This window comes from Pseudoalteromonas sp. P1-30 (assembly GCF_001400005.1).
GTDB lineage: Bacteria > Pseudomonadota > Gammaproteobacteria > Enterobacterales > Alteromonadaceae > Pseudoalteromonas > Pseudoalteromonas atlantica.
This window is the reverse complement of the sequence record NZ_LKBC01000002.1, coordinates 242,569-265,694: the sequence shown is the minus strand read 5'-3', so window position 1 is coordinate 265,694 and position 23,126 is coordinate 242,569. Positions and strand designations below refer to the sequence as shown.

At 42.0% G+C, this 23,126-nt stretch carries 19 protein-coding genes; 10 read left to right on the top strand and 9 right to left on the bottom strand.

Annotated features, from left to right (window positions below):
- Positions 1-12: 12 nt before the first annotated feature.
- A complete protein-coding gene (locus AN395_RS04685; protein ID WP_054982251.1) occupies positions 13-1,011 on the bottom strand; it encodes a cupin domain-containing protein in 999 nt (332 codons plus the stop codon).
- An 18-nt stretch (positions 1,012-1,029) separates the two neighbouring features.
- A complete protein-coding gene (locus tag AN395_RS04680; protein WP_054982250.1) occupies positions 1,030-1,770 on the bottom strand; it encodes an SDR family NAD(P)-dependent oxidoreductase in 741 nt (246 codons plus the stop codon).
- Between the two features lie 129 nt (positions 1,771-1,899).
- Here AN395_RS04680 and hisD point away from each other — a divergent pair, with 129 nt between their 5' ends.
- From hisD to AN395_RS04655, 5 genes are read left to right on the top strand one after another with little or no spacing between them, the layout of a single operon-like run.
- Positions 1,900-3,174 (top strand): histidinol dehydrogenase, encoded by a 1,275-nt coding sequence (hisD, locus tag AN395_RS04675; protein WP_054982249.1) that lies wholly within the window; start codon positions 1,900-1,902, stop codon positions 3,172-3,174.
- Positions 3,175-4,182 (top strand): LacI family DNA-binding transcriptional regulator, encoded by a 1,008-nt coding sequence (locus AN395_RS04670; protein ID WP_029772146.1) that lies wholly within the window; start codon positions 3,175-3,177, stop codon positions 4,180-4,182. It abuts the gene before it with no gap.
- A gap of 14 nt (positions 4,183-4,196) precedes the next feature.
- Positions 4,197-4,898 (top strand): alpha/beta fold hydrolase, encoded by a 702-nt coding sequence (locus AN395_RS04665; protein ID WP_054982248.1) that lies wholly within the window; start codon positions 4,197-4,199, stop codon positions 4,896-4,898.
- The gene (locus tag AN395_RS04660; RefSeq protein WP_054982247.1) at positions 4,895-5,674 is read left to right on the top strand and encodes an HpcH/HpaI aldolase/citrate lyase family protein; all 780 of its coding nucleotides are present in this window, start codon (positions 4,895-4,897) and stop codon (positions 5,672-5,674) included. The genes AN395_RS04665 and AN395_RS04660 overlap by 4 nt, the downstream gene beginning before the upstream one ends.
- Positions 5,661-6,683 (top strand): ester cyclase, encoded by a 1,023-nt coding sequence (locus AN395_RS04655; protein WP_054982246.1) that lies wholly within the window; start codon positions 5,661-5,663, stop codon positions 6,681-6,683. Before AN395_RS04660 ends, AN395_RS04655 begins: the two co-directional genes overlap by 14 nt.
- Positions 6,684-6,737: 54 nt before the next feature.
- On the opposite strand, the gene AN395_RS04650 is transcribed toward AN395_RS04655, so the two are convergent.
- Positions 6,738-7,751 (bottom strand): ester cyclase, encoded by a 1,014-nt coding sequence (locus AN395_RS04650; protein ID WP_024033724.1) that lies wholly within the window; start codon positions 7,749-7,751, stop codon positions 6,738-6,740.
- Between the two features lie 238 nt (positions 7,752-7,989).
- Here AN395_RS04650 and AN395_RS04645 point away from each other — a divergent pair, with 238 nt between their 5' ends.
- The 4 genes from AN395_RS04645 to AN395_RS04630 are packed head-to-tail and all read left to right on the top strand — an operon-like array spanning position 7,990 to position 12,540.
- Positions 7,990-9,600, top strand: a complete 1,611-nt coding sequence (locus tag AN395_RS04645) for a sodium:solute symporter family transporter (RefSeq protein WP_054982245.1) — start codon at positions 7,990-7,992, stop codon at positions 9,598-9,600.
- A gap of 10 nt (positions 9,601-9,610) precedes the next feature.
- Positions 9,611-10,576, top strand: a complete 966-nt coding sequence (locus AN395_RS04640) for an ester cyclase (protein ID WP_054982244.1) — start codon at positions 9,611-9,613, stop codon at positions 10,574-10,576.
- Between the two features lie 9 nt (positions 10,577-10,585).
- Positions 10,586-11,689, top strand: a complete 1,104-nt coding sequence (locus AN395_RS04635; RefSeq protein WP_024033727.1) for an ester cyclase — start codon at positions 10,586-10,588, stop codon at positions 11,687-11,689.
- A complete protein-coding gene (locus AN395_RS04630) occupies positions 11,686-12,540 on the top strand; it encodes a nuclear transport factor 2 family protein (protein WP_054982243.1) in 855 nt (284 codons plus the stop codon). The genes AN395_RS04635 and AN395_RS04630 overlap by 4 nt, the downstream gene beginning before the upstream one ends.
- Before the next feature lie 501 nt (positions 12,541-13,041).
- Here AN395_RS04630 and AN395_RS04625 read toward each other — a convergent pair.
- From AN395_RS04625 to AN395_RS04605, 5 genes are all read right to left on the bottom strand, one after another.
- On the bottom strand, positions 13,042-15,444 hold the full coding sequence (locus AN395_RS04625) for a TonB-dependent receptor (protein WP_054982242.1): 2,403 nt from the start codon (positions 15,442-15,444) through the stop codon (positions 13,042-13,044).
- 351 nt (positions 15,445-15,795) lie between these two features.
- A complete protein-coding gene (locus tag AN395_RS04620) occupies positions 15,796-18,150 on the bottom strand; it encodes a TonB-dependent receptor (protein WP_054982241.1) in 2,355 nt (784 codons plus the stop codon).
- 503 nt (positions 18,151-18,653) lie between these two features.
- Positions 18,654-19,166 carry a CC0125/CC1285 family lipoprotein gene (locus tag AN395_RS04615; protein WP_054982240.1) on the bottom strand — a complete coding sequence of 171 codons (513 nt, stop codon included), beginning with the start codon at positions 19,164-19,166 and terminating at the stop codon, positions 18,654-18,656.
- 25 nt (positions 19,167-19,191) lie between these two features.
- Entirely contained in the window at positions 19,192-19,932 is a 741-nt protein-coding gene (locus AN395_RS04610) for an anti-sigma factor (RefSeq protein ID WP_054982239.1), read from the bottom strand.
- Positions 19,929-20,420: an RNA polymerase sigma factor gene (locus AN395_RS04605; RefSeq protein WP_054982238.1), complete on the bottom strand. Its 492-nt coding sequence runs from the start codon at positions 20,418-20,420 to the stop codon at positions 19,929-19,931. Before AN395_RS04605 ends, AN395_RS04610 begins: the two co-directional genes overlap by 4 nt.
- A 140-nt stretch (positions 20,421-20,560) precedes the next feature.
- Here AN395_RS04605 and AN395_RS04600 point away from each other — a divergent pair, with 140 nt between their 5' ends.
- Complete coding sequence (locus tag AN395_RS04600; protein WP_054982237.1) at positions 20,561-21,913, top strand: S8 family serine peptidase; 1,353 nt, start codon at positions 20,561-20,563, stop codon at positions 21,911-21,913.
- Here AN395_RS04600 and AN395_RS04595 read toward each other — a convergent pair.
- Positions 21,897-22,850, bottom strand: a complete 954-nt coding sequence (locus tag AN395_RS04595) for a hypothetical protein (protein ID WP_054982236.1) — start codon at positions 22,848-22,850, stop codon at positions 21,897-21,899. The two genes, AN395_RS04600 and AN395_RS04595, sit on opposite strands and share 17 nt — an antisense overlap.
- Positions 22,851-23,126 lie beyond the last annotated feature (276 nt).

Below are 23,126 nucleotides of genomic sequence, written 5' to 3'. Positions count from 1 at the left end.
TAGCATTATAGTTTAAATAAATTGTGGGTCTTTTGGCGCGTCGTGGCGGCGCGTTATATAAAGCACACAGTCGGTTTGGCTATTATTGCTATAGGCTCTTACGTGCTCAATAGGCACTGAAAAAGTATCACCTTGGTTAAGCGTTAATACTTCATCACCTAAGTCTATTGTTACGCTTCCTTGATGAACAAATATAACCTCTTCTTCAAAACGAGTATGAGGCGCAACCAGTGCATCAGGTTGTAACTTTAACGCAGAAATATTAAAGCCATGTGGCCAATTTAGCTGTGTTTGAATACATGTTTTGGCGTTTAAATTACCGACTAATGGCGCTTCATATACGCCATCAAACTGGCTAAGGTACGAGCGTTTATTCCAGTTAAAGTTGCTGGCTTTAACCACTGTTTGTGACAGCTCTTCATCGGTTATTACTCTGTGCTGCGCTATTTGCTCTTGGCTGGTGACTGCCATTGGCTTTACACCATCGGGAATGGTTTCATTTAACGTGGTATCTACTAAGCTGCCATTTTCTAGCAAAATTAGTCCGTATTCTTTTGCCATGTCAAATACTTGCGGAGCCCAAAGTACTCTACCAGGGTTATCACTTCCAAGTACCGCATATAAATAGCCTACGCCGTCGCCAACATTTTCAAACCCTCTAAATATATCCATCGGGATCGAAATAATATCGCCTTCATTTAAAATTACCTTGGCATCTTTACCGTCAACACCAGTGTAAAAAGCCCACGTACCACTGTGTACTACAAAAATTTCTTCAGTTAAATGGCTATGCTGCGAATTTAAACACCCTGCAGGTTGGCGCGCACCACCAATATTAAACCCATGAGGAATAGAAATATGCACATGTTGATTTGGGTTTTCGGCAACGCCTGGGCCAATAATTGTAAAGTTTTCTTTTTGATCGCTCCCCGGCGAGCGTGTATCAATAAAGGCATTTTTACACGCAATTAAATCATCGTATCGTACTAACCTATCTGCAAATACACTCATTACTCTCTCCTAAATTGGTTACTGTGCGGTCCAACCGCCATCAATTTTAATACTTGTACCGGTGATCATTGCCGAAAGGCCGCTTAGTAAAAACACACAAGCATTGGCAATATCATCGGTTTGGGCAATTTTTTTCAGTGGGATCATGTCGTAAACAAACTGCTTAAACGTCGCATCTTCTAGCATGGGTTTGGTCATTGGGGTTTCTACAAAGGTGGGGGCTACGGTGTTCACGCGCACATTTTTATCGGCAAGTTCAACCGCCATTGCTTTGCTCAACCCCTCTACCGCATGTTTGCTCATGCAATACAAAGTACGTTTAGGTGAACCTACAAACCCCATTTGCGACGACATATTAACCACCGCCCCAGCGCCAGAATTTATTAGCGCTGGCAGTGCCGCTTGGCTAATTTTGTAAACGCTGCGTATATTCATCGCAATTACGTCATCAATATTTTCATCTGTTTGCTCAAGCATTGGCGCAACCCGATTTATACCGGCGTTATTTAACAGCCCATCGAGTGTTTTTAGCGCCTTTAAACGCTCAAAAAAAGCATCGCTATTTATATCTAGCGGCCAAATTTCTATTTGCTCAGGCGCGTATTGCTGCAGTGTTTGTAAATCACTGAGGGTACGTGCTACTGCAATAACCTGAGCCCCTGCATCTACGCATTTTTCTACGCATGCTTTACCAATACCTTTACCTGCACCAGTCACCAAAATGGTTTTACCCACTAAAAGCGTTTTATCAAATCCCATTTGCTCACCTAAATTCTATATTGCATTCGAAGTCATTATTAATTAGAGTGCAGTTAGATGCAAGACATTATTTAACCAATACGTCTCATCAAATGTGTATATAACAACGACTCACTAAGGACATTAGCAATGATAAAGCATTTAAAAAAGGGTCAACCAATTGACTCAAAACAAAAACAAAATCAATCAGTAAGAGATATTGTAGAAAATATTTTAGCGCATGTTGAAACCGAAGGTGACGCAGCCATTCGAGAGTACTCTGAAAAGTTCGACAACTGGACTCCGAAGTCTTTCAAACTTTCAGAAGACGAAATTAAAGCCTGCTATACACAACTTGATGATCAATTAATCAACGATATTAAATGGGCACAAAGCCAAGTACGTAATTTTGCACAAATACAACGTGACTCAATGAAAGACGTAGAGGTAGAAACTTTACCTGGCGTAACCCTTGGCCATAAACATATCGCTATGGATAGCGTAGGCTGTTATGTGCCAGGTGGTAAATACCCGCTATTAGCCTCTGCGCACATGAGCGTATTAACCGCTAAAGTAGCGGGTGTTAAACGCGTAATAGCCATGGCTCCGCCGTTTAATGGCAAGCCATCACCTGAGATTGTAGTCGCGATGGATATGGCAGGCGCCGATGAAATTTATTGTTTAGGCGGCGTGCAAGCGGTAGCGGCAATGGCAATTGGTACACAAACTATTGCGCCAGTAGATATGATCGTTGGCCCAGGTAATGCGTTTGTTGCCGAAGCAAAACGCCAGCTATTTGGCCGTGTTGGCATTGATTTATTTGCTGGGCCTACCGAAACCCTCGTTATTGCCGATGACAGTGTAGATGGCGAGCTATGTGCGGCAGATTTACTCGGCCAAGCAGAGCACGGCCCGACTTCACCGGCTATTTTACTCACCAACTCAGAGCAACTAGCTAAAGATACAATCGCTGAGGTGCAAAGGCAGCTTACTATTTTACCCACCGCCGATATTGCAGGCGTAGCATGGGAAGATCACGGTGAGGTAATTGTATGTGACACCTACGAAGAAATGCTGCAAGTTGCCAACGACTTAGCGTTTGAACACGTGCAAGTGATGACCAGCAATACCGATTACTTTAAAGAGAACATGCAAAACTTTGGCGCTTTATTTTTAGGTCCGCAAACTAATGTTTCGTATGGTGATAAATGCATTGGTACAAATCATACACTACCCACAGGTAAAGCTGCGCGTTATACTGGCGGACTATGGGTAGGAAAATTCATAAAAACATGTACTTTTCAGCAAGTAACAGAGCAAGCCTCGGTGGTTGTTGGTGAGTATTGTTCACGATTATGTGCTGCAGAAGGGTTCGCAGGCCACAAAGAACAAGCAGACATTCGTGTAAGACGATATAGGAAGTAAATCTTGAAGCAAAAAAGAGTCACCTCATACGATGTTGCCCGAGTAGCGGGCGTATCGCAATCGGCGGTATCACGTGTTTTTAGACCCGGTTTTAGTGTGTCTAAAAAAACCCGTGAAAAAGTAATCGCAACGGCCAATGAAATGGGCTATCGCCCAAATGCTATTGCCCGTATGTTGATCACCAAACAATCGGGTATGGTTGCGGTTATATTGTCATCGCAAGCAAACCTGAATTACCCAGAGGTGCTTTCTGAGCTAAACAGAGAGCTGGCACTGCACAATAAACGTGTGCTGCTCTTTACACTTGATAACGCAGAAGAGCTAGATGAATTACTCGAAAACATATGGACCTTTCAGGTTGATGGTGTAATTGCCCTAGCTGCTCACTTTGATAGTAAAAGCTTAAACTTATTTGCTAAACACAGTACGCCTATTGTGCTTTATAACCGCCATGTGCCTGAGTCGAATGCAAACACCGTTTGCTGTAATCACGACAAAGGCATTAAACAGTTAATTGATTTATTACACGAAGCTAACCATAAATCGTATTTAATTATATCCGGCCCTACCGACTCAGATGTTGCAAACGAGCGCAGAGAAATAGCCGAAAATTATTTACAAACCCTAGGCGTTAAAGACACGCCGGTTATTTATGGTGATTATGGGTATAAATCGGCACGCGACGCACTTAAAAAATGGTTAAAAAAACACCCCAAGCCCGATGCCATAATATGCAGTAATGACGCTATGGCAATTGGCGTAATTGATGAACTAAAAGAAAACTTTTGCATTAAAGTGCCCGATGACATGTCGGTTGTAGGATTTGATGGTATTAATGCCTCTTCGTGGTACAACTATCAAATAACCACAGTACAACAGCCAATGAAACAGCTTACTAAAGCCGCTGTTGATATTTTAATGGAGCGCATTGAAAACCCTCAAGCGGCTGCAGAAGTTCGGGTATTTACTGGTTCATTAATTGAAGGGAACTCTATTAAAAAACGTTAAATTAAGGAATTTTTGTGGCCAAAAATCCTGTTTATATTTTACCTGGTACACTGTGTAATGACCGCATGTTTGCAGCGCAAATTAACGCACTGCAAAATGCAGGTTATACACCATGTGTAATACCCTTCACCGAGCAATCTAGCATTTTGCAAATGGTAGAACTTTGCAAAAAAATTGCACAAGAGCCGGGCCCATTTATAGGTTTTTCCATGGGCGGAATTGTTGCGCTTGCCCTGTTAAAATCAAACCCTGAGCTAGTTACCTCCTTGTGTTTAATGTCGAGCAATTATTTAGCCGATAAACCTGAGCGCCCTGCAATTAGGCTCAAACAAATTGAACACGCCAAAAGCACCAGTTTAGAAGCCCTGCTTAAACGTGACTTTTTGCCGCACTACTTTTACCAACCAAATAAAGCCCATGAAGAGACCGTACTTAGCATGGCAAACGATCTTGGTATTAACGTCTTTAGCGCCCAGCTGAGTGCACTTGCCACCCGCGAAGATACGTTAAGCGTAATAAAGCAAAGTACAATAAAACTACTCATTATTGGGGGCGAGCATGACCCGTTATGCCCGGCAAGTGTTCAGCAAAGTATGCATGAAGCAGCGCCTAATAGTGACCTTGTACTGCTTGGTCATTGCGCTCACTTTGCCCCGCTTGAGCGAAGTAATACGGTAAACGCAATTTTATTAGACTGGTTGGAGTCTTTATCATGAATTTAAAGCAAAAGTTAAATGCAAAACAGCTACTGCTAGGTACTTTTATTAAAAGCACGCATTATCATAATACAGAAGTATTGGCTCACACTAACCTTGATGTTCTGTGCCTTGATGCAGAGCATGCGCCCTTTGATAGAGGCGATTTAGATAGCTGCATAATGGCAGCACGTACTAAAAATATGCCCACGCTTATACGTGTTAGTAATACAGACCACGCCACTTTATTAAGTAGCTTAGATATAGGCGCAGATGGCCTTGTGCTGCCGCATATAAAAACCCACGAACAAGCAAAAGCAATTATTAAAAACTGCTTTTATGGCAATAACGGCCGAGGCTATGCCGGTTCAAGCCGCTTTGCTGGTTACACAACCCATGCCCTAACCGATAATCTAGCAAGCAATAAGTCATCAACCTGTATTATTGCGCAAATAGAAGATGCCGATGCACTGGATAACATTGAGCAACTGTGCCAAATAGATGAAATAGACTGCATTTTTATAGGCCGTATGGATTTAACGATTTCCCTTGGCGAAACAAACCCAAGCGCCCCTATTGTACTTGAGGCAGTTACTAAAATAGCCAAGGCAGCGTCTAAATATAATAAATGCTGTGGCATGTTTGTAGGTAATTTGAGCGAGCTGAGCCATTGGCAATCATTAGGCGTGAGCTTTTATTTATTAGGCTCAGATCACAGCTTTTTATTAAGTGGCGCTAAGCAATTGCGAGACCAATTTGAAACAGCAACAGGAGCCCAAAACAATGAACATTCATAATAAAAATAAAGCGTTAATACACGACTTTAGACAGGCTCTGTATAACTTTGATATAAACGCCTTACATACACAAATTAATACCGTGTTTAGCGATGACGCACTCATTCAGCTATGTTACCCGTTTGAAACACTTACAAACCCTAATGCGCTTATTGAACAAGCCTATTTACCACTTAGCAAGGCATTTGTTGGCCTAGAGCGCCGCGATACAATTGTTATGGCTGGTAGCTCAATTAACGACTCAGACTGGGTAGGTTGTTGCGGTTATTATACGGGTTCGTTTGAAAAGCCATGGCTTGATATCCCCCCTACTGGACACCAAGTTAGCATGCGTTTTCATGAATTTTACCGTATTAAAAATAACAAAGTGGTAGAAGTACAAGCTATTTGGGATATTCCCGAAGTAATGATGCAAGCTAATGTATGGCCGCTTTCGGTAAGCTTAGGGAAAGAGTGGCATGTACCAGGCCCTGCAACGCAAGATGGATTAATCACAAACGATTACAATGAAGAGCACTCAGCACAAAGCTTAAAACTTGTGGGCGACATGTGTGAGCACCTTGGTTTTTATGCCAAAGGCGGTATAGAGGCCATGAAGCTTGAGCAATTTTGGCACCCGCACTGTAGCTGGTATGGGCCAAGTACCATAGGCACTGCACGAGGTATAAAAGGGTTTAGAAACTGGCATCAAATTCCGTTTTTAAATGCACTGCCAAACCGAGTAGGTGATGCAAGTAAAGGCTATTTATTTGCCGATGAAAACTATGTTGGCTTTACCGCATGGCCGGGTATGAGCATGACTATTAGTAATGATGGTTGGTTAGGTATTGCGCCTGCAAATCAGCAAATAACCATGCGTAGTCTCGACTTTTGGCGTGCCGAGAATAACTTAATTCGCGAAAACTGGGTACTGATAGATATGCTTGATGTTTACCATCAAATTGGGGTAGATGTGTTCGCACGCATGAAAGAGCTTACCAAAGCGCGCTATTTAAACTTTGCGCCCTAGGGCGTATAAACAAAAAAGCTCTGTAAAACAGAGCTTTTTTATTACTTAAATAGGCTATGCGCCAGGGTTCGCAATACTTTGCGTGCGCTTTAAAATATCTAGGCCTTGTTGTTTTAACCAATAAGGAATATCAATAATGACCCAGTTTTCTACCAGTTTATCGCCCTCGCGGTGATACACATCCACCACGCGCATATCTGCTGGGGTATTAGCACCCGGTAGGCCTAAAAAGCCCCCAATGGCCGTGTTAGTTAAGTTAGGCCAGCCAAAAAAGCAGGCAAACTCATCTTCAGCAAACCGGCAAATATGGCCGTTAAATACTTTACCCGTTAGCCCTTCTCTAAACGGATACATGTGTTGCTGCTGATAACGCTTAATTGTGTAAGTAGCGCCAATGCCTGCTGGGCCATACCACACCATGTTTTCATCCCAGGTTTTACCAAGCACTTCGGGCGGGCACGTATCAACGCCACTTTTATTAAGCGCGGTTAGGTTATCAATCATTTGATTTACCAGCGCCATTGTTTTTTCGCTTTGCTCATCGCTACTTTTACCTAAACGAATACCATCGTGCGTACGTGGCCCGGGATACGTAAAATATTGCCCAGTAGAGAGCGGCAGCGGGTTTAAACCTACTTGCATCATAAGGCCAATAATATCGACGAAAAAACCGGTCTGAATTATTTTTCCGTCTTTAACACAGTTAAACTCGGCATAGCGCAAAGTGGCAAGCTTATGGGTTGGCGCAATACCTAGCCAATCTTTATCAAATAAGCCCATAAAATGGCCCATGCTCATCACCCACTGGCCACCGTCGGCTTCGCTTTGCCCTGCAATAAAAATATCCTCACGGCGCTGCAGCGCACTAAACGAGCTAAATAATGGCTGCCAAACTTGGGCAATTACATCATTCGCACACTCAAGCTCATTAAACGGATGCACCCCTTTAAAGCTGTATTCGTTGGCCATAAACTCATTAAATACGGCTTGTAAATCATTGCCTTGTGCTTTTTCTAATGCAGTATGAAATTGACGAACTAGTTGTTTATCTTTAAGTATATCTGCCATGATTATTCCTCATTGTTTGCGCAGTCAAATTAATGTCTTCAAACCGCCGTTAAACACACTTTAACAAAATGTATTGCATTTAAAGAGTAATTAAAAGCCTGTGAATAGTAAGTTATAAATTGCTTTAAAATAATACTAATGAGAATTGACTTCGAAGTCAAAGTGATTCATGATGATTCAAAATAAAAAATACAAATAGGCTCTCAAGCCCGTAAAACCTAATCTAACAGGATTAATTATGAATGATTTTGGATTGTTGAATTGGAGCATTCTCATCGGGTACATAATTGCCAACCTAATACTTGGGTTTGTAATTAGTAAAAAGATCAGTAGTGCTAACGACTTTTACATAGGTCGAAAAACAACACCTTGGTGGGCTATTGGTATATCGGTTGTTGCTACTTATGTAAGTGCGCTCACCTTTTTAGGTGCGCCAGCGTGGTCTTACAAAGAGGGGCTCTCGGTTATTGCCATACACCTTAACTACCCACTGGTTATTGTGGCGGTGGTGTGTTTGTTTTTTCCGTTTTTTTACAACGCGGGTGTGGCCTCTATTTACGAATACCAAGAGCGCCGCTTTGGTAAAAAGGCCCGCTTACTTATCTCTACTATTTGGTTAATATCGCAAACAATGGGTTCAGCCGCAGTGCTGTATGCAACCTCCTTGGTGTTGGCCTTTATTATCGATATAAATGTTATAACTGCAATATTTTTAGTTACCATAATCGCCCTTATTTATACCATGCTAGGTGGCATAACCGCCGTTATATGGACCGATGTAATTCAGTCAGCCATCTTATTTATAGGGGCCGGTATTATTATGTATGCCCTTATCACCTCAATGGATGGTTCATTTAGCTCAACACTGAGCGAGCTAAAAAGCCAAGGTAAATTAGACCCACTTAATTTCTCGCTCGACTTTACCCAAGTAACTACCGTGTGGTCTGGTGTGCTGGCTATGTCGCTGTATCACATTACAGTGTATGGCACTAACCAAATGATGGTGCAACGCACCCTTGCCGCTAAAAATATTGGCGATGCTAAAAAATCCTACTTACTAATGGGCTTTATCGCGTTCTTTATTTACTTGTTCTTTATATTTATGGGCGTGCTGTTTTATAGCTACTACGGCGGGCGCACTTTTGAAAACGACAACTTAATTATTTTACAGTTTGCAGCTGATTATGGCTTACCGGGGTTAATGGGCATTATTGCCGCAGCGGTAATGGCAGCATCTATGTCGAGCCTCGACTCAGCACTTAACTCACTTTCAACCATAAGTACTATCGATTTTTATAAAAAGTACTTTGCGCCTGAAAAAAACGACGCTCACTATTTAAATGTTACTCGCTTATTTACGCTAGGTTGGGCGGTGATCATTATTATTCCGGCCATTATGTATCACCTATACAGCGAAGGCTCAATTTTAGAAATACTCACTAAAGTAGGCTCGTACTTTGTAGGTGCTCAGCTTGGCATGTTTGCCCTTGGGTTTTTCTCTAAGCACACCACCGAAAAAGGCTTATTAATAGGCACCTTAGTGTCGTTTATTACCGTTGCTGTGTGCGCACTGTTTACCGACATTGCATGGCCATGGTACTGCGCCATAGGGGCAATAACCTGCCTTGTATTTAGCATTGCGTTAAGTATTGCATTTGATGGCTATCAAGAGGATTACAACGCATACACCATTAAAGGTCAGTTAAAAGCATTTAAAGATGAAAAACGTCCAGAAAAAGAAAACGGCTGGTACTTAATTCCGGGTAAGTTTGACTCAATCAATTACTGGTTACTTGGCTTTTTTGTACTGAGCTTTGCCTCTCTCATGTTATTTGAATATTTTGTGTAAGGTGAAATAAATGAACATTTTAGAACAACTTTTCGAAAACTTCAGCGCTGCAGAATTGCCAAATCAAGCATTGCTTGCAGACTCCGTTCAATGGCAGGTAAGCCACCCTTTTGAGCCTATTAGCACAAAGCAAAATGTGATTAATGACTACTTTGGCGTACTTAAACATTCGTTACCTGACATAGAGCGCAAACCGTTTATCTCTATCCAGGGCGACTACAAAGGTGAGCAATGGGTGTGTGCAACAGGGTATTTTACCGGCACATTTACACAGCCTTTATTGGGTATTCCTGCCAGCGGCAAAAGTGTGTTTATTCGCTACAGCGAAATGGCGCAAATAGAAAACAACCAAGTGGTTAATGTTTACACATTTTTAGATTTAATTGATGTAATGAACCAAGTAGGCGTAAACCCATTACGCCCAAGCTTAGGTTACCCAGGTTTAGTTATGCCCCCCACCACACTTGATGGCGTACCAACAGGTGATAAAAACGAAACGCTTAGCAAAACCAACGAGCAACTTGTAGTTGATATGCTCACAGAGCTTGGCCGCTACGATGGGAAAGACCTATACAGCATTAATTTAGAAAAATACTGGCACCCAGACTTTATTTGGTATGGCCCAGCAGGCATTGGTACAACCCGCGGAATTAGCGGCTTTAGAGAGCACCATCAAGGGCCGTTTTTAAAAGGCTTTCCTGATCGCGGTATTAATAAAACACTGTGTTTAGTAAGTCACGATAACTTTGTTGCTACCGGCGGCTGGCCTCACATGTATGGCACCCACACTGGTGAAGACTGGTTAGGTTTACCGCCTTCTGGCAATAAGCTGTTCCCGCGTGTAATGGACTTTTGGCGCTGCGAAAACGGCATATTAAAAGAAAACTGGGTCGCTATTGATATCCCTCATTTATTAGATGGAATGGGCATTGATATTTTTGAGCAAATGCAACGCAAAATAGCCGCAGCTAATTAAGAGGTGAGCATGAACAAACACAATAATATGACCCAACCTTACTGGCTGCCGTTATCGAGCGTGTTAAACCCGCAAGGTAACAAACAACAGCCTTTAATCGGTTTTGATGACGAATTTGTTGATATCGTTGATTACATTTTGCGCATAACGCACCGTATTTGGGAGCAAAAAAACATTGGCTTATGCTATCGCTATTACGCCGATGTATGCCCTGTTTTTACCCTTGGCGCCTATGGTGAAAACATAGAAGATGTTATTCAAGGCACCCTTAAAACTATTGCCGCCTTCCCCGACAGAAGCCTAATTGGCGAAAACGTGGTGTTTTCAGAAGAAGCCAACGAGCACTATTACTCATCACACTTAATTAGCAGTGTAATGACTAACACAGGTAACTCTGAGTTTGGCCCAGCAACACATAAAACAGGGCGTGTTACAACCATTGCCGACTGCGTATGCTTTGAAAACAAAATAGTTAAAGAGTGGCTAGTGCGCGACAACGGCTTTTTAGTTAAGCAGCTTGGCTTAAACATTATTAATGTAGCCAAACACATGGCAAACATTCCGAGTAAAGAAAAACACACGCAGTGGCTAAACGATGAATTTAACCGTGTAATTGCAATAGATCACCGCGTTGCAAGTACGCCCATTGTAGAGGGTGAGCTTGCGGCATTTGCTCATACTTGGTTAGACACGCTATTTAATCAAAAACAGTTTGCTAAAGTGCACGAATTTTACAGTTTAACGGCCACACAGCAATGGCCTAGCGGCAGAATGGCCACCGGACTTGCACAAATTAACGGCGTATTTATACAATTTTTTGCAACCTGCCCCGACGCCAAATTAACGATTGATCATATAGCTATTACCCCATTTGACGAAACCACGACAGATGTAGCGATACGTTGGTCGCTCGCCGGCCACTTCAACCCGCAAAATAACGAGCTAAGTGAGCTTAAACAGCAGCCTTACTTTATTTTAGGCGCATCGCATTTGCGTATTAAAAACAAAAAAATCATCGAAGAGATCACCGTTTTTGATGAAGTAGCACTTTATGCAAACTTATTTAAAGCACATGCATTAGTCAACAAATCACAGTGGGAGGAAAATGCATGATCAACGCTATTATCGATTTATACACTAAAGCCGACATTGAAGGCCTAAGCAGCAAGTTGCTTCGCAGTAGCCGTTGGCAGCAGCACCACTTTACCGCCATGGGTGCTTTGCAGGCACAGCCTTTGTGGCTTAGCTTTTTAGCTCAACATGGTGTGTCTGAGTGTGTATCGCACACCCATAGTGTAGGCGCAGAATGTGAAACCCTACAGCTGGTTTTACAGCCTAAAAAGCTTAAAAACCCAGTGCGTTTAACGTTTGTAATAAAACACAACGGGACTTTTATTAAGTCAGTAAAATGTGTGGTTGATACGTTGTCGCTAGCCAATAACGAGTATGTAAATACAACGGTAAATAACAGCTCGGTTATTCCTAAACTACCAAAAAGTGACCCGATTATTGTTAGCGATTTAGATAACCAGCTGCACCCTACTACTTTTCATGCAACCCCCAGCGCTATTTGCGAGCTGCCCTCTCACACTGCTCGTACTTTAGATAACTGGTGGCAAATTTGGCAAACTAATAACTTGGCTCAGTTTGAAACCCTTTATACTCCAAGCGCTACGGCTGTACTTGCAGGTAACACAAAGCCACAACCTATTAGCGCGCTGCTTGATTGCCACTTAGATTTTACGCAATCGCTAAGCAGACGCTATGCCCAGCTAGAAACCGTTGAGTATGACAGTAAGCAAAACCAAGCCACCCTATGCTGGACTCTCGATGGCAGCTTTAATGCTAAAAACGTACGTGTACGCCAACAACTAATTAGCGTTATTAGCATCAGCGATAATCAAATAACCCACGAAGTAATGCAATTCGACACGCTGGCACTTAACCAGCAATTTGCATTATAAGGTCACCTTTCCACTTCCCTTCAAGCGCTCACTGAGCGCTTTTTTTATAGATGGCCTTTGTAGCAACCTGTAATCATACTTAAGCAATTTTCACCCTATTAATGACTCGCTTTTATAACTTAAAATAGCTCACTTAATTAAGCGAGTGGGTATTACTTATTTAAAAAATACCGCTTTAAAATAGTTAAAGGCAGTAAATAAAGTATCAGCCTCGCCTTACTAAAGCCCGAGTATGCAACTCACAGCCAAGCCCCCCATTGTAAGTTACGCACTTATGGCTTAAATACACTTATGCATTTAGCAAACTCAAATTAAGGTCAGGTAAGAGGGGTTAAGCTTACAATCTAAAGTCAATAAAAGCGCACTCAATAAATGCCAGTAAAGGTGGGGTAAATACAATAGTAAGGCTAACTGGAGCTAACTAACAAGCTTAAAATAAAAAAAGCCAGCTAATAAATAGCTGGCTGAAAGTAATGACCGTAGCGGCCATTTTAGGAAATTCTAAAACTGATATTTTAAGCTTGCGCCCCACGTACGTGGGTTGTTCCAGTTAGCTTGTACTGAGTTTGCAGGTAAGCCATCAACGATTTGTGAGTGCACTACACCACGAGTTAAAATCGCTTTATCACCAATATTTTTAACGTACGCTTCTACTTGCACACTGTCGTTGATGTACCAGGTTAAACGTGCATCAGCCATTAAGTGTGCATCTACTTGCACCTCTGGGATGTTCGTATCAAACGCGTAGTAATCGTCTAAGTAATTTAGTTGAATGTACGGTACTAAGTACGAGTCACCCTCTAAGCTAAACTCATAACGAGCTGAAAAACCTACACTGTACTCAGGCGCCATAGCTGGGCTCCAGCCTTCAAAACTAAACTGACTCGAGCTGTCGTTTATATCTTGGCGACCTTCTAAGTTACCTAATGCTAATAATGGGCGAAGCTGCTCATTACCTACCGCATAGCCATCAGCAAATTCGCTATCAAGCAGAGATAAAGTACCGGTTAGTGTTAGGTTATCAATTGGCACCCATTGAATATCGGCTTCTAGGCCCACAGTTTCTACATCGCCGCCGTTTTCGTAGTATTCAAAGGTGGTAGCAGTGCCTGCTGCAACACACTCTAAAACAGTATCGCCAGTGGTCGTATCGTTACATGAGGTTGCAAATAACTGTGCTTTTACATCTTCGTATTCGTTCATAAATACCGAAAGATTTAAACGCATTGCGCCATCAAGCAAATAGCTTTTCATACCCATTTCGTAAGAGATAACATCTTCGTTATCGTAAAGTGGGTCAGCACCGCGAGCTACAACGCGCGAATCGTTTGCGCCACCGGTTCTGTAGCCTGTCGCTACACTTGCATACACCATAATATCGTTATTAATGTCGTACTCGGCAGCCGCTTTATAAAGCAGTGCTGAGTCATCCCAATCTGGTATTGTATCGCCGGTAAATGTTTTGTCGTCTTGGTTTACACGCAATCCACCTACCACGCGCAAATCTTCTGTTACTTGGTAGCGTAATTGCCCATACGCCGCAATAGATTTAGCCGTATGCGGGTCGTAATCCGGGTTCCCCCACGAAGGCACTACAACAGAGTCTGACACACCATCGCCTGTGGTATCTGCATGTGATAACCAGCTCCAATCTGCTTCTTGGTCAAAGTAGTAAAGGCCACCAATCCACGAAAAATCACCCTCATCGTTAGATGAAAATTGCAGCTCAGATGAGAGTGTTTTTTGGTCATCCTCACGGCCAAAACCACCTACAAAATCAATGCCACCGTCGCTGTAGTCGTTATCGTAATATTGCTTACCACTAAGCGTTGAGTAGTTGGTGGTCCATTTAATATCAGCAAAGTCGGTATACCATTCAAGTGCTAATGTGGTCGAAAAGCTCTCTTGCTTATCAAGTGAAAAACCATTGCGGTAAACATCGTACGGGCCAAGGTCTTCGTGCTGCGCATCACTTGGCTGATAAATATGCCCCTCGGTTATTGTAGGCGTAGTGTTAAATACACCCGATCCCGGCGAGGTTTCTTCAATTTGGTAGCCCGCTATTTGTTGGTAACCCCAAATAGCTTCTGAGTTTGAGTCTTTACGCGAGTAATCAAAGCGTACAGTGGCATTAAACTTTTCGTTTGGCTCCCACTTAGTAACGTTACGCATATAAAACTGGTTTTTCTCGCGCAAGTCATCTGAAGGGCCTGGAACAACTAAATTATTGATATAACCATCGTGACGATCAGAGGCCACTACAAAACGGGTTGCCACGGTGTCGCTTACTGGAATATTTATAATTCCTTCATAAGCGCTGCGGTTATAGCTGCCTGTTTCAACTTTTATACTCCCCAGTAAATCGTCAAAAACAGGTTGGTTAGTAATAATATTAATACTGCCCGCAAACGTATTTCGGCCATATAACGTACCTTGCGGCCCGCGTAATACCTCAATACGTTGAACATCCACCAGCGCGCCTAAGCCCGATGAGGTAGTCGGCACATAAATACCATCTTGAAATATACCTACAATTTGCTCAGCAATACCGGTGCCTGCTACACCTACTTCGTTGGTGCGAGCACCACGCATAGCGGGTCTAACTTCACCACCCGACGAACCCATACGTAAGCCTGGTACCACTTGTTCAAGACCCGTAACATCAATAATACCAGCGCGGGCAATGTCCCCTTCCCCTAATGCTGTTATTGATGATGATACTTCCTGTAGGTCTTGTGAGCGACGGTTTGCCGTAACCGCTATACGCTCTATCGCGGGCTCTGCGGTTTGTTCTTGCGCTTGTGCTTGTTCTGGCTCTTGCGCAGCGTGTGCGTTCATTGTGGTTGCTGCAATAGCGGTGGTTACAGCAAAATGAACGAGAGTCCGTGTAAATTTAGCTTTCATTATAGTTATTCTCCCCAGTATAAAACGTATTTAGTTCTCCCCAAACCTACATTTTCAATTATTACAGTAAACAAGTTGTATCAATTGAAAATGCATGGAACTAAAATAGACTTCGAAGTCAAAAAGATCAACAACTTTTTGCTCGAATAATAACCTTATCGAAATTAATCTAAATAAAACAATATATTAAAATGAAAATAAAGTGATTTCGAAACACAAAAAAAGCCAGTAATAATTTATTACTGGCTCTATGTAAGCGATTGTTTAATTTAAAATTTCAATGCTATATTTTAGAAAAATGCACAAACTTACACTTTTACTTAACCCTTAAAATACATTATTGAAAAATGCCTAAAAGTTATAGCCTACCCTTACACCATAAGTGCGAGGATTAGCATAATCGGCCGCAGCCACATTACCACCAAAGCGGACTGTCCTAAGTAGTATGAGCTCATCTCCTGCGTTTTGAACATACGCACGTACAGACCACTCATTATCTGCCGAATACCATGCAAGGCTAGCATCGTACTTTTGGTAACTTTCTTGAGTACCAAATGAAAAAGGCAAATCGTTGGTTGTATACGAATCCGATAATTGAATACTGGTAGCAGGCACAACGCGGCCTTTATCACCTAAATCAAACTCATAACTGGCCAATAGTGTAATATTGTATTTAGGGCTTAGTTGCACGTCATTACCATCTAGTTGCAGTAAGTTATCTACGCCATTAATGGTCTCCCCACCCTCTTCAAATACATTTGGCGTAACAAAGTCGCCATACGTTGAGTCTGTAAACGCGGCGCGTGCCCCTAGGCGCAATGCATCACTTGCCTGCCAATCAATTTCTAACTCAAGACCTGCAGCATCAATTTCGCCGGCATTACCAAAAAACGACACCGCCGTACCACCCACGTTTTGAAAACGAGTAGAAAGTAGGTCCTCGTACTGGTTGTAATATAAAGAAGCGTTAAATCTTAATGAATTATCAAGCAGCATGCTTTTAAAGCCAAGCTCGTAAGCCGTTACTGTTTGCTCATCGTAGCTATCTTCGCCATTAAAAGCGCCCTGTGCGTTACCCGCTAAAAAGCCTGTAGAAACTGTAGCATAAAGCAGTTGAGAACTTGCCAAATCGTGCTCAAGACCTAGCTTCCAGGTTACTTTACTCCAATCATCGTCTGCGTTATCAACCTCAAGTACAGAAAAATCAAGCGTGCTTAAATCATCTGGGTTTTGGCCGTAAATATCCCACTCACGGCTGTCATTTGTATACCTAATGCCGGCTATACCGCGTGTATCATCATTAAATGTGTAATTACCTTGAAAGTAGGCGGCAGCTGATCTTGTTTCTAACTGAATTTGATTTAACCACGACGCGTACTGAAATTCTTGGGGTTGCGTTGTATCTGGCACATTATCAACCACAGCCCCATAGCTGCCATTTAAAAATGCGTTGTCTAAATCTTCTGAAAGCAAATAAATACCCGCTACCCATTCAAAGTCGCTTTCATACGTTGAGCTAACCTGCACTTCTAACGAGTTTGTTTTTGATTCAATCGCATTCCCATCAACCGTGGTTGCATAAGTCGAAAAATCACCATCAGTAAGGCGCGTTTCTTCGTAATCCATTGAGGCTGCAATCACTTTCAAATCTACCGACTCTAATGACCAGTTAAGCTCTGCACTAATGCTTACATCACTTACATCTCGCGATGGTTTATAGTCAAACTGCTGAGTAAATGGGTCTGACGAAACCGCCTGTGCTGTATCAAGCCCTGGTGTTGCTACGTTATCTAAACCTGCACCAAAGCGGCCACAATTACTGCCACACACATCGTCACGACCAATTCGCTCAGTTAATGGTGCCGACAAACTTGTTTTACCCGTTGTAGGGTTTATAGGAACGCCTAAAATATGGTAGCCAAAAGCACCGCCGCCATTTGATTCATCCTGCCACGTTTCTACTTTTACATTTAAATTTATATCGTCGTTAATTTCAGTAAAAACTTGGCCACGTAAAAAATACATATCAGCATCTTTTAAGCCTGCATCTTCATTAAATGTATTTTCAACGTAGGGATCTCTTATTTCTCGAACGCCAGTAAATCGCACCGCAGTGTCATCAGTAAGCGCTGCATTAAAAAAGCCCTCACCACGTAAATGACCATAATTACCAAATGTAACGGCCATACCGCCTTCGGTAATATCTAGCTCTGGTTTTTTAGCTATAACATCAATCGCGCCACCAAATGAGTTGCGACCAAACAATGTACCTTGTGGCCCGCGTAATACTTCAACACGCTCTAAATCAACAAACCCAGCAAGCGCCTGCCCGTGACGAGGACGATAAACACCGTTAGAATAAAACGCGATGGCAACATCGTTAGCCTCTACTTGCTCTGTTCTAGCACCGCGCATAGCTGGGCGAGCATCACTGCCCGACACACCCGACTTTAACCCTGGCGCTAAGCTATCAAGGTTTAAGATATCAGTAACGCCATTTTCTAGTAAATCTTTAGCAGATACAGCTGTCACAGCCAACGGCACTGATTGAATACTTTTAACACGCTTAGTAGAGGTGACCGAAATAACCTCCAACTCTTTGTTAGGGTTTAACTTTGCCTCTTGCGAGTATACCGAGGCTGAGCCCAATATCGCCGTGTTTACTGCAGCAAAAATAAGTGTTTTACGTAAAATATGTACGGCCATGAGATTAGTTCTCCACCTGTTGATATAAGTTATTTTATTAAGCAATTAAGGGCTAAATAACCCGCTACCGAATTTTTAGTATTTATAATTATTAAAAGCGCGATTTAAATGCCTATTTTTTCGACTTATAAAAACTATCGCTTTTTGCATTCGAATGCAATAAAGATTATGTGAAAGTTTTACATGCTCATAACACTAAAAGCGAAGCAGAGTATTTAAATAATAATAAACCCTTTAAAATTATAAAGTTATTTTACAAGTTTATTCTTTAAAGCACTGGTTTGATCTGTTTAATTTAGCAATAACAACCAAAGAAAGAAGTATGGTAGAGGAGATACCGATTAAAAGACTTCGAAGTCCAAAGGGGGTGTGTAATCACATTTAAAGTAGGCACCTAACCAACTAATAATTAAGTGCCCACTGTCACTAAAGATTAAAGCGTAAGCGCATAGCTTAAATATAATCACATGTAAAATAGCGACAGCTAATAACTATTCTCATAATTAATTTTGTGTCTTTTTGCTTAAGTTTTCAATTAAGTCTTGTGCGCTATAGCTGTTGTCGCTGGGTTTAATGCCTTTGCCCATTTTAATATCAATCAGGGTGTGTACTTCTTTGCGTTTATCATTGTTGCTCACTTGTACGCCTACGCTATTGCTCGGGCGTACACGTGTTTCACAGGTTAATAAACCACAGTTTCGCTCATATTGCTGGCTATGTGATGCACTAATAGATGACGCGGGCGCTTGCGATTTAGACTCAACAAAGGTTTCTTTGTTAGTTACAACAAACCAGTCGTAGCCTTGTGCTTGGGTAAGCTCAGCCGCGCGTAACAATGCATAGTCACCTGCATCGGCTACGTTGTTTGACACACTTTTAAACTCGACGCGGTATTGATCGTCACTAATTTTTTGCTCGCTATAACCTTGTGAGCCATTATTAGCTGGGCGGTAGTCGGGTTTAGATGCGCAACCCGCCATAAGTAAAATACTGATAATTAAAATAGATGTTTTCATCATTCACCTCGTTTTATAAAAACTATTATTGGTTTAACTGCCACTTTGCACTAATTGCTTGCTGCTCTTGCGCTCTATCTAGTGGTGCGCCGCTGATCATGTTATCTATAACAGCATCTAACTCACTGTTATTAGACGCCGTTTGATATTGCGCGCCATTATCACTTTGCTGCACGGCTGTTTGCGCTTTAATTTGCCAGCCGCTTTGCGTTTTACAAGCAATGCTTGTTTGCGTTGTATTGTTTGAGCTTAGCGCATACTGCCTACAAAGCTCACCTTGCTGATTTTTAAAGCTAAGCTGCGCGCTAAATACTGAGCCATCACTTTGCTTATACTCACCACTACTTAGCTGTGTATTAAGTGCTGATACTATGTTACTGGCTACTAAATTTTGCGACTCATTGGGTTGTAAATAACTAGTCATTGCAATACCAAATACCACGGCAACGCTTGCAGCTATTGCTAAGCTTTTATTAGCCGACTGCTTAACCCTTTGCCAAGGCGTTAACGTTACTACATTGCTATTTAACGTGTTTTTTGTCGTTGCCATATCAAGCTTTGCAACCGTTTTAGCTAATGAGTCACTAAGGGGTGCGTCATCAATACTTGTTGCGTGCTCTTTTACTCGCATGTCTACTTCGCTTAGCTCTGCAAGTCGCATTACTAGTTCATCATCGGTTTCAAGGGCTTTGCGCACTTGCTCCATTTCGTGCTCGCTTAGCTCTGAGTCTAAAAAGGCGCTAAGTGTTTCGTCGTTAATGTTCATACTTGCTCCTTTTTAAAGTCGGGTTTTATTAAATTATAAAGTGTACTGCGTGCTCGCGATAATTTACTCATTACACTGCCTATAGGTATGTCGAGTGTATGTGCTACTTCTTTATAGGCCATGCCCTGCACTGCCACCAGCGATACAATGGCGCGTTGCTCTTCGGGTAATTGCCCAAGTGCTGTATTTACATTTTTAAGCATTTGTTTGTTTTCGAGTGTTTGGTGCTCATTACTTGTAATTGGCTCTGGTAAAACATCGGCCTGGGCCGTATTTTGCCTTACCTTGCGTGAGCGGTATTCGTCTATCCACACATTGCGACAAATTTTAAACGCCCATTTAGCAGGCTCAACGTCATCTGGAATACCTTTTACTAATAGTTTTTCAATTGTTATTTGCACTACATCGTCTGCATCTGCTTTACTACCCGTTAGCGAATAGGCAAAGCGCCTAAGCATGGGCAATAAGGTTTTTAGAGTTTCGTTCATTGATTTTTACCCCTTTTATAAAGAAGACGATTCAAAAAAACATTTATTCCCAAATAATCAAAATAATTTGAATAATGAAATATTTCTATGTGTTAAACGTTAACTAAGCAGCATGATAAATTTAATAGAAGTAACCCACTATGAATATTAAAAACACACGCGTTAAACACATAATAGCCACTTCGCTTTGCATATTTAGCGCAACGAGCTCTGCCAATATAGTGAGAGTCGATCAAGTGCTTGGGCAGTTAAACCCAATAGAGCAGCGTATTGAGCAAACTATAGAGCGCGCAAAGCGCCTGCCGCTTCCAGTGCCTGAACCACAAGTTTCGATTGATGAACTTGAACTAAAAGCGCAAATAAGTGAGCCAATTAGCAGCTTACCCAATGTGCTTAACATTAATATAAATAGCCAAAACACCGCATTTGTTGAAGTAGAGCTAGAAAACGGCTTTAGAGCAATAGAGCGCCAATGGTTATTAATGGCAAATAGCCAACAACTTAATACCCTAAAGCAGCAAAATGTAACCATTGTATCGGTAAAAAATTACAACGCACTTAATATGAGCTTAGTGCGCTTTAACGTGCCCCAAGGTGTTAATTCTAAGAGTGAGTTATTAAAAGCGCTTAACTTAGATGAGTCTGCAATACTTGACCGAAACCACATATACCAGGCGCAAACTGGCGAGCCTACCGAAAAAGTAACACCAAATAACTCTATTGCCCCCTACTGCACACAAAGCGTAAAAATTGGCATGATCGACAGCGCCATTAATACCAAACACAGTGCTTTTGAAGGTGCAAATATCACTACGCAAAGCTTTTTACCACAAGGGTTAAGCTCGCCAAATTTACACGGCACCGCCATTGCAGGGCTAATTACAGGTAAAGGAGCAAAACTTAGCCCGCTTTTAGGCAATGCCAAGCTTTACAGTGCCGAGGTGTTTTATAGGCAATCTGAATATGCACAAGGGGCTACATTATTTGCCATAGTAGAGGCACTTAACTGGTTAGTTAGTAAAAAAATACCCGTAATAAATATGAGCCTAACAGGGCCAAATAACGCAGTTTTAGAAGCAAGTATTACTGCTGCAATAAAACAAAACGTGTTAATTGTAGCTGCTGCAGGTAACCAAGGGCCAGCGTCGCAGCCGTTATACCCAGGCGCGTATAAAAGCGTGATAGCGGTAAGTGCTATTGATTCAAAAAACCACATTTATAGATGGTCAAATAAAGGCGATTACATAGACTTTGCAGCCCTTGGTGTAAATGTTGTTACAAGCCAAGGCAATGGAAAATTTGGGAGGGAATCGGGTACGTCAATGGCGGCGCCGCATGTAAGCGCGGCATTAAGTTGTTTATTGTTAAAGCATGGGAATAATAAAACCAAAGCACTTAACGAGCTTACATCGCTGGCCGTCGATTTAGGCGAGCAAGGCAAAGACACCACCTTTGGTTATGGCGCCATTTACCCACCTAAAAGTGCACTTTAACTGACGCCGATAAAACCGATTGCGTATAGGTATTACTACTAAGCTTTGATTGATAATCGCCATATTCAGCCTCGGCTATTAGCGTTACGTGCTCAAACACAGCTACGTTATAAAACGCATTAACTACATTTCGGTGCTCATCTCGCGACGGTATTTGCTCAAAAAAATCATCCGTTGTTTGCTCATCGTAATCTTTATTTTGATAACGCCAGCCAGCTCCCACTTTGTTAGCCACATTAAAGGCCGTAAATTTGTGTGTAACTTTAGTCGTAAAGCCGTAGCCGTTAAAGTCGTATTGGTTGTCGTCGGCGTTTTCTTTATCGGCACTTAGCGATGCCATTAGCATGGTTTGGCCATTATTTATAAAATGATAAAGCGCTACATCGCCACCTACGCCGTCGGCATTACGTGCTTTTGCAGTAGCAAAACGTTTAGCTTTGGTTTTTATGCTCATACGCAAATACGTATACGGGTTTAAAAAATGGCCATAATAAGCACTGGCTTGATTAAAATGTAAAAATGGTTCGCCATCTACATTTGCTTTTGCACCATCGTAACGAAATCCTACTTCATGGCTATTAAAGCTGTAGCTACCATCTAAACCATATTGATGCAGGCCTAAATCGTATTGTTCAAACTCATCGTAGTCTTGTTGTTCAAACTTATAGCTTGAAGTTAATTTAGCGCTTTTAGTTAATTGCCATTTTGCATTAACACCGGCTGCGGTTTTTATGCCGCTGTCGCTTTGCGACGAAATATCGTCAAGCTCCTGAACAGAGAGCGCCGAGTTTCTCAATACCCCAACTTCTGCATCTGCATTTAGCTCAAAGCTACTTTTAAAGGGTTTAGTTTGCTCAAGTGTTTTAACGTGGTTGGTTTGTGCAAGCACCGCTTGGGCACTAAAAACACACAATGTGGCGGTTATAACTGCTTTCATATTTATTCTCCAACAGCCCGAATAGGTTTCCCTATTCGGCATTTTGCAAGTACGCTTAGGGCGTGTTGATCTTTGATGGTTGAATTTGCAGCAGCATGTTTGGTTTTTAGGCAAGGCGATAACGCAGCATAAATGCCAAACATGCGCTGCCCTTCGGGTTCTGTCTAGGGGCGATAAGCTATTTGTTGCCTACATGGATGCAGATAAAGAGCGAGAGCAAGATGCGGAAGCTTTGCTCAGTTTAATCGCCCCTAGATTGAACAAATTTCAATCTGC

Bases quoted from the DNA above. Each gene is read 5' to 3' on its own strand.
- AN395_RS04640 (WP_054982244.1), top strand. From the start codon at position 9,611: ATGAACATTTTAGAACAACTTTTCGAAAACTTCAGCGCTGCAGAATTG.
- AN395_RS04595 (WP_054982236.1), bottom strand. From the start codon at position 22,850: ATGAAAGCAGTTATAACCGCCACATTGTGTGTTTTTAGTGCCCAAGCG.
- AN395_RS04635 (WP_024033727.1), top strand. From the start codon at position 10,586: ATGAACAAACACAATAATATGACCCAACCTTACTGGCTGCCGTTATCG.
- AN395_RS04645 (WP_054982245.1), top strand. From the start codon at position 7,990: ATGAATGATTTTGGATTGTTGAATTGGAGCATTCTCATCGGGTACATA.
- AN395_RS04605 (WP_054982238.1), bottom strand. From the start codon at position 20,420: ATGAACGAAACTCTAAAAACCTTATTGCCCATGCTTAGGCGCTTTGCC.
- AN395_RS04610 (WP_054982239.1), bottom strand. From the start codon at position 19,932: ATGAACATTAACGACGAAACACTTAGCGCCTTTTTAGACTCAGAGCTA.
- AN395_RS04615 (WP_054982240.1), bottom strand. From the start codon at position 19,166: ATGAAAACATCTATTTTAATTATCAGTATTTTACTTATGGCGGGTTGC.
- AN395_RS04655 (WP_054982246.1), top strand. From the start codon at position 5,661: ATGAACATTCATAATAAAAATAAAGCGTTAATACACGACTTTAGACAG.
- AN395_RS04685 (WP_054982251.1), bottom strand. From the start codon at position 1,011: ATGAGTGTATTTGCAGATAGGTTAGTACGATACGATGATTTAATTGCG.
- AN395_RS04650 (WP_024033724.1), bottom strand. From the start codon at position 7,751: ATGGCAGATATACTTAAAGATAAACAACTAGTTCGTCAATTTCATACT.
- AN395_RS04625 (WP_054982242.1), bottom strand. From the start codon at position 15,444: ATGAAAGCTAAATTTACACGGACTCTCGTTCATTTTGCTGTAACCACC.
- AN395_RS04620 (WP_054982241.1), bottom strand. From the start codon at position 18,150: ATGGCCGTACATATTTTACGTAAAACACTTATTTTTGCTGCAGTAAAC.
- AN395_RS04600 (WP_054982237.1), top strand. From the start codon at position 20,561: ATGAATATTAAAAACACACGCGTTAAACACATAATAGCCACTTCGCTT.
- AN395_RS04680 (WP_054982250.1), bottom strand. From the start codon at position 1,770: ATGGGATTTGATAAAACGCTTTTAGTGGGTAAAACCATTTTGGTGACT.
- hisD (WP_054982249.1), top strand. From the start codon at position 1,900: ATGATAAAGCATTTAAAAAAGGGTCAACCAATTGACTCAAAACAAAAA.
- AN395_RS04630 (WP_054982243.1), top strand. From the start codon at position 11,686: ATGATCAACGCTATTATCGATTTATACACTAAAGCCGACATTGAAGGC.
- AN395_RS04660 (WP_054982247.1), top strand. From the start codon at position 4,895: ATGAATTTAAAGCAAAAGTTAAATGCAAAACAGCTACTGCTAGGTACT.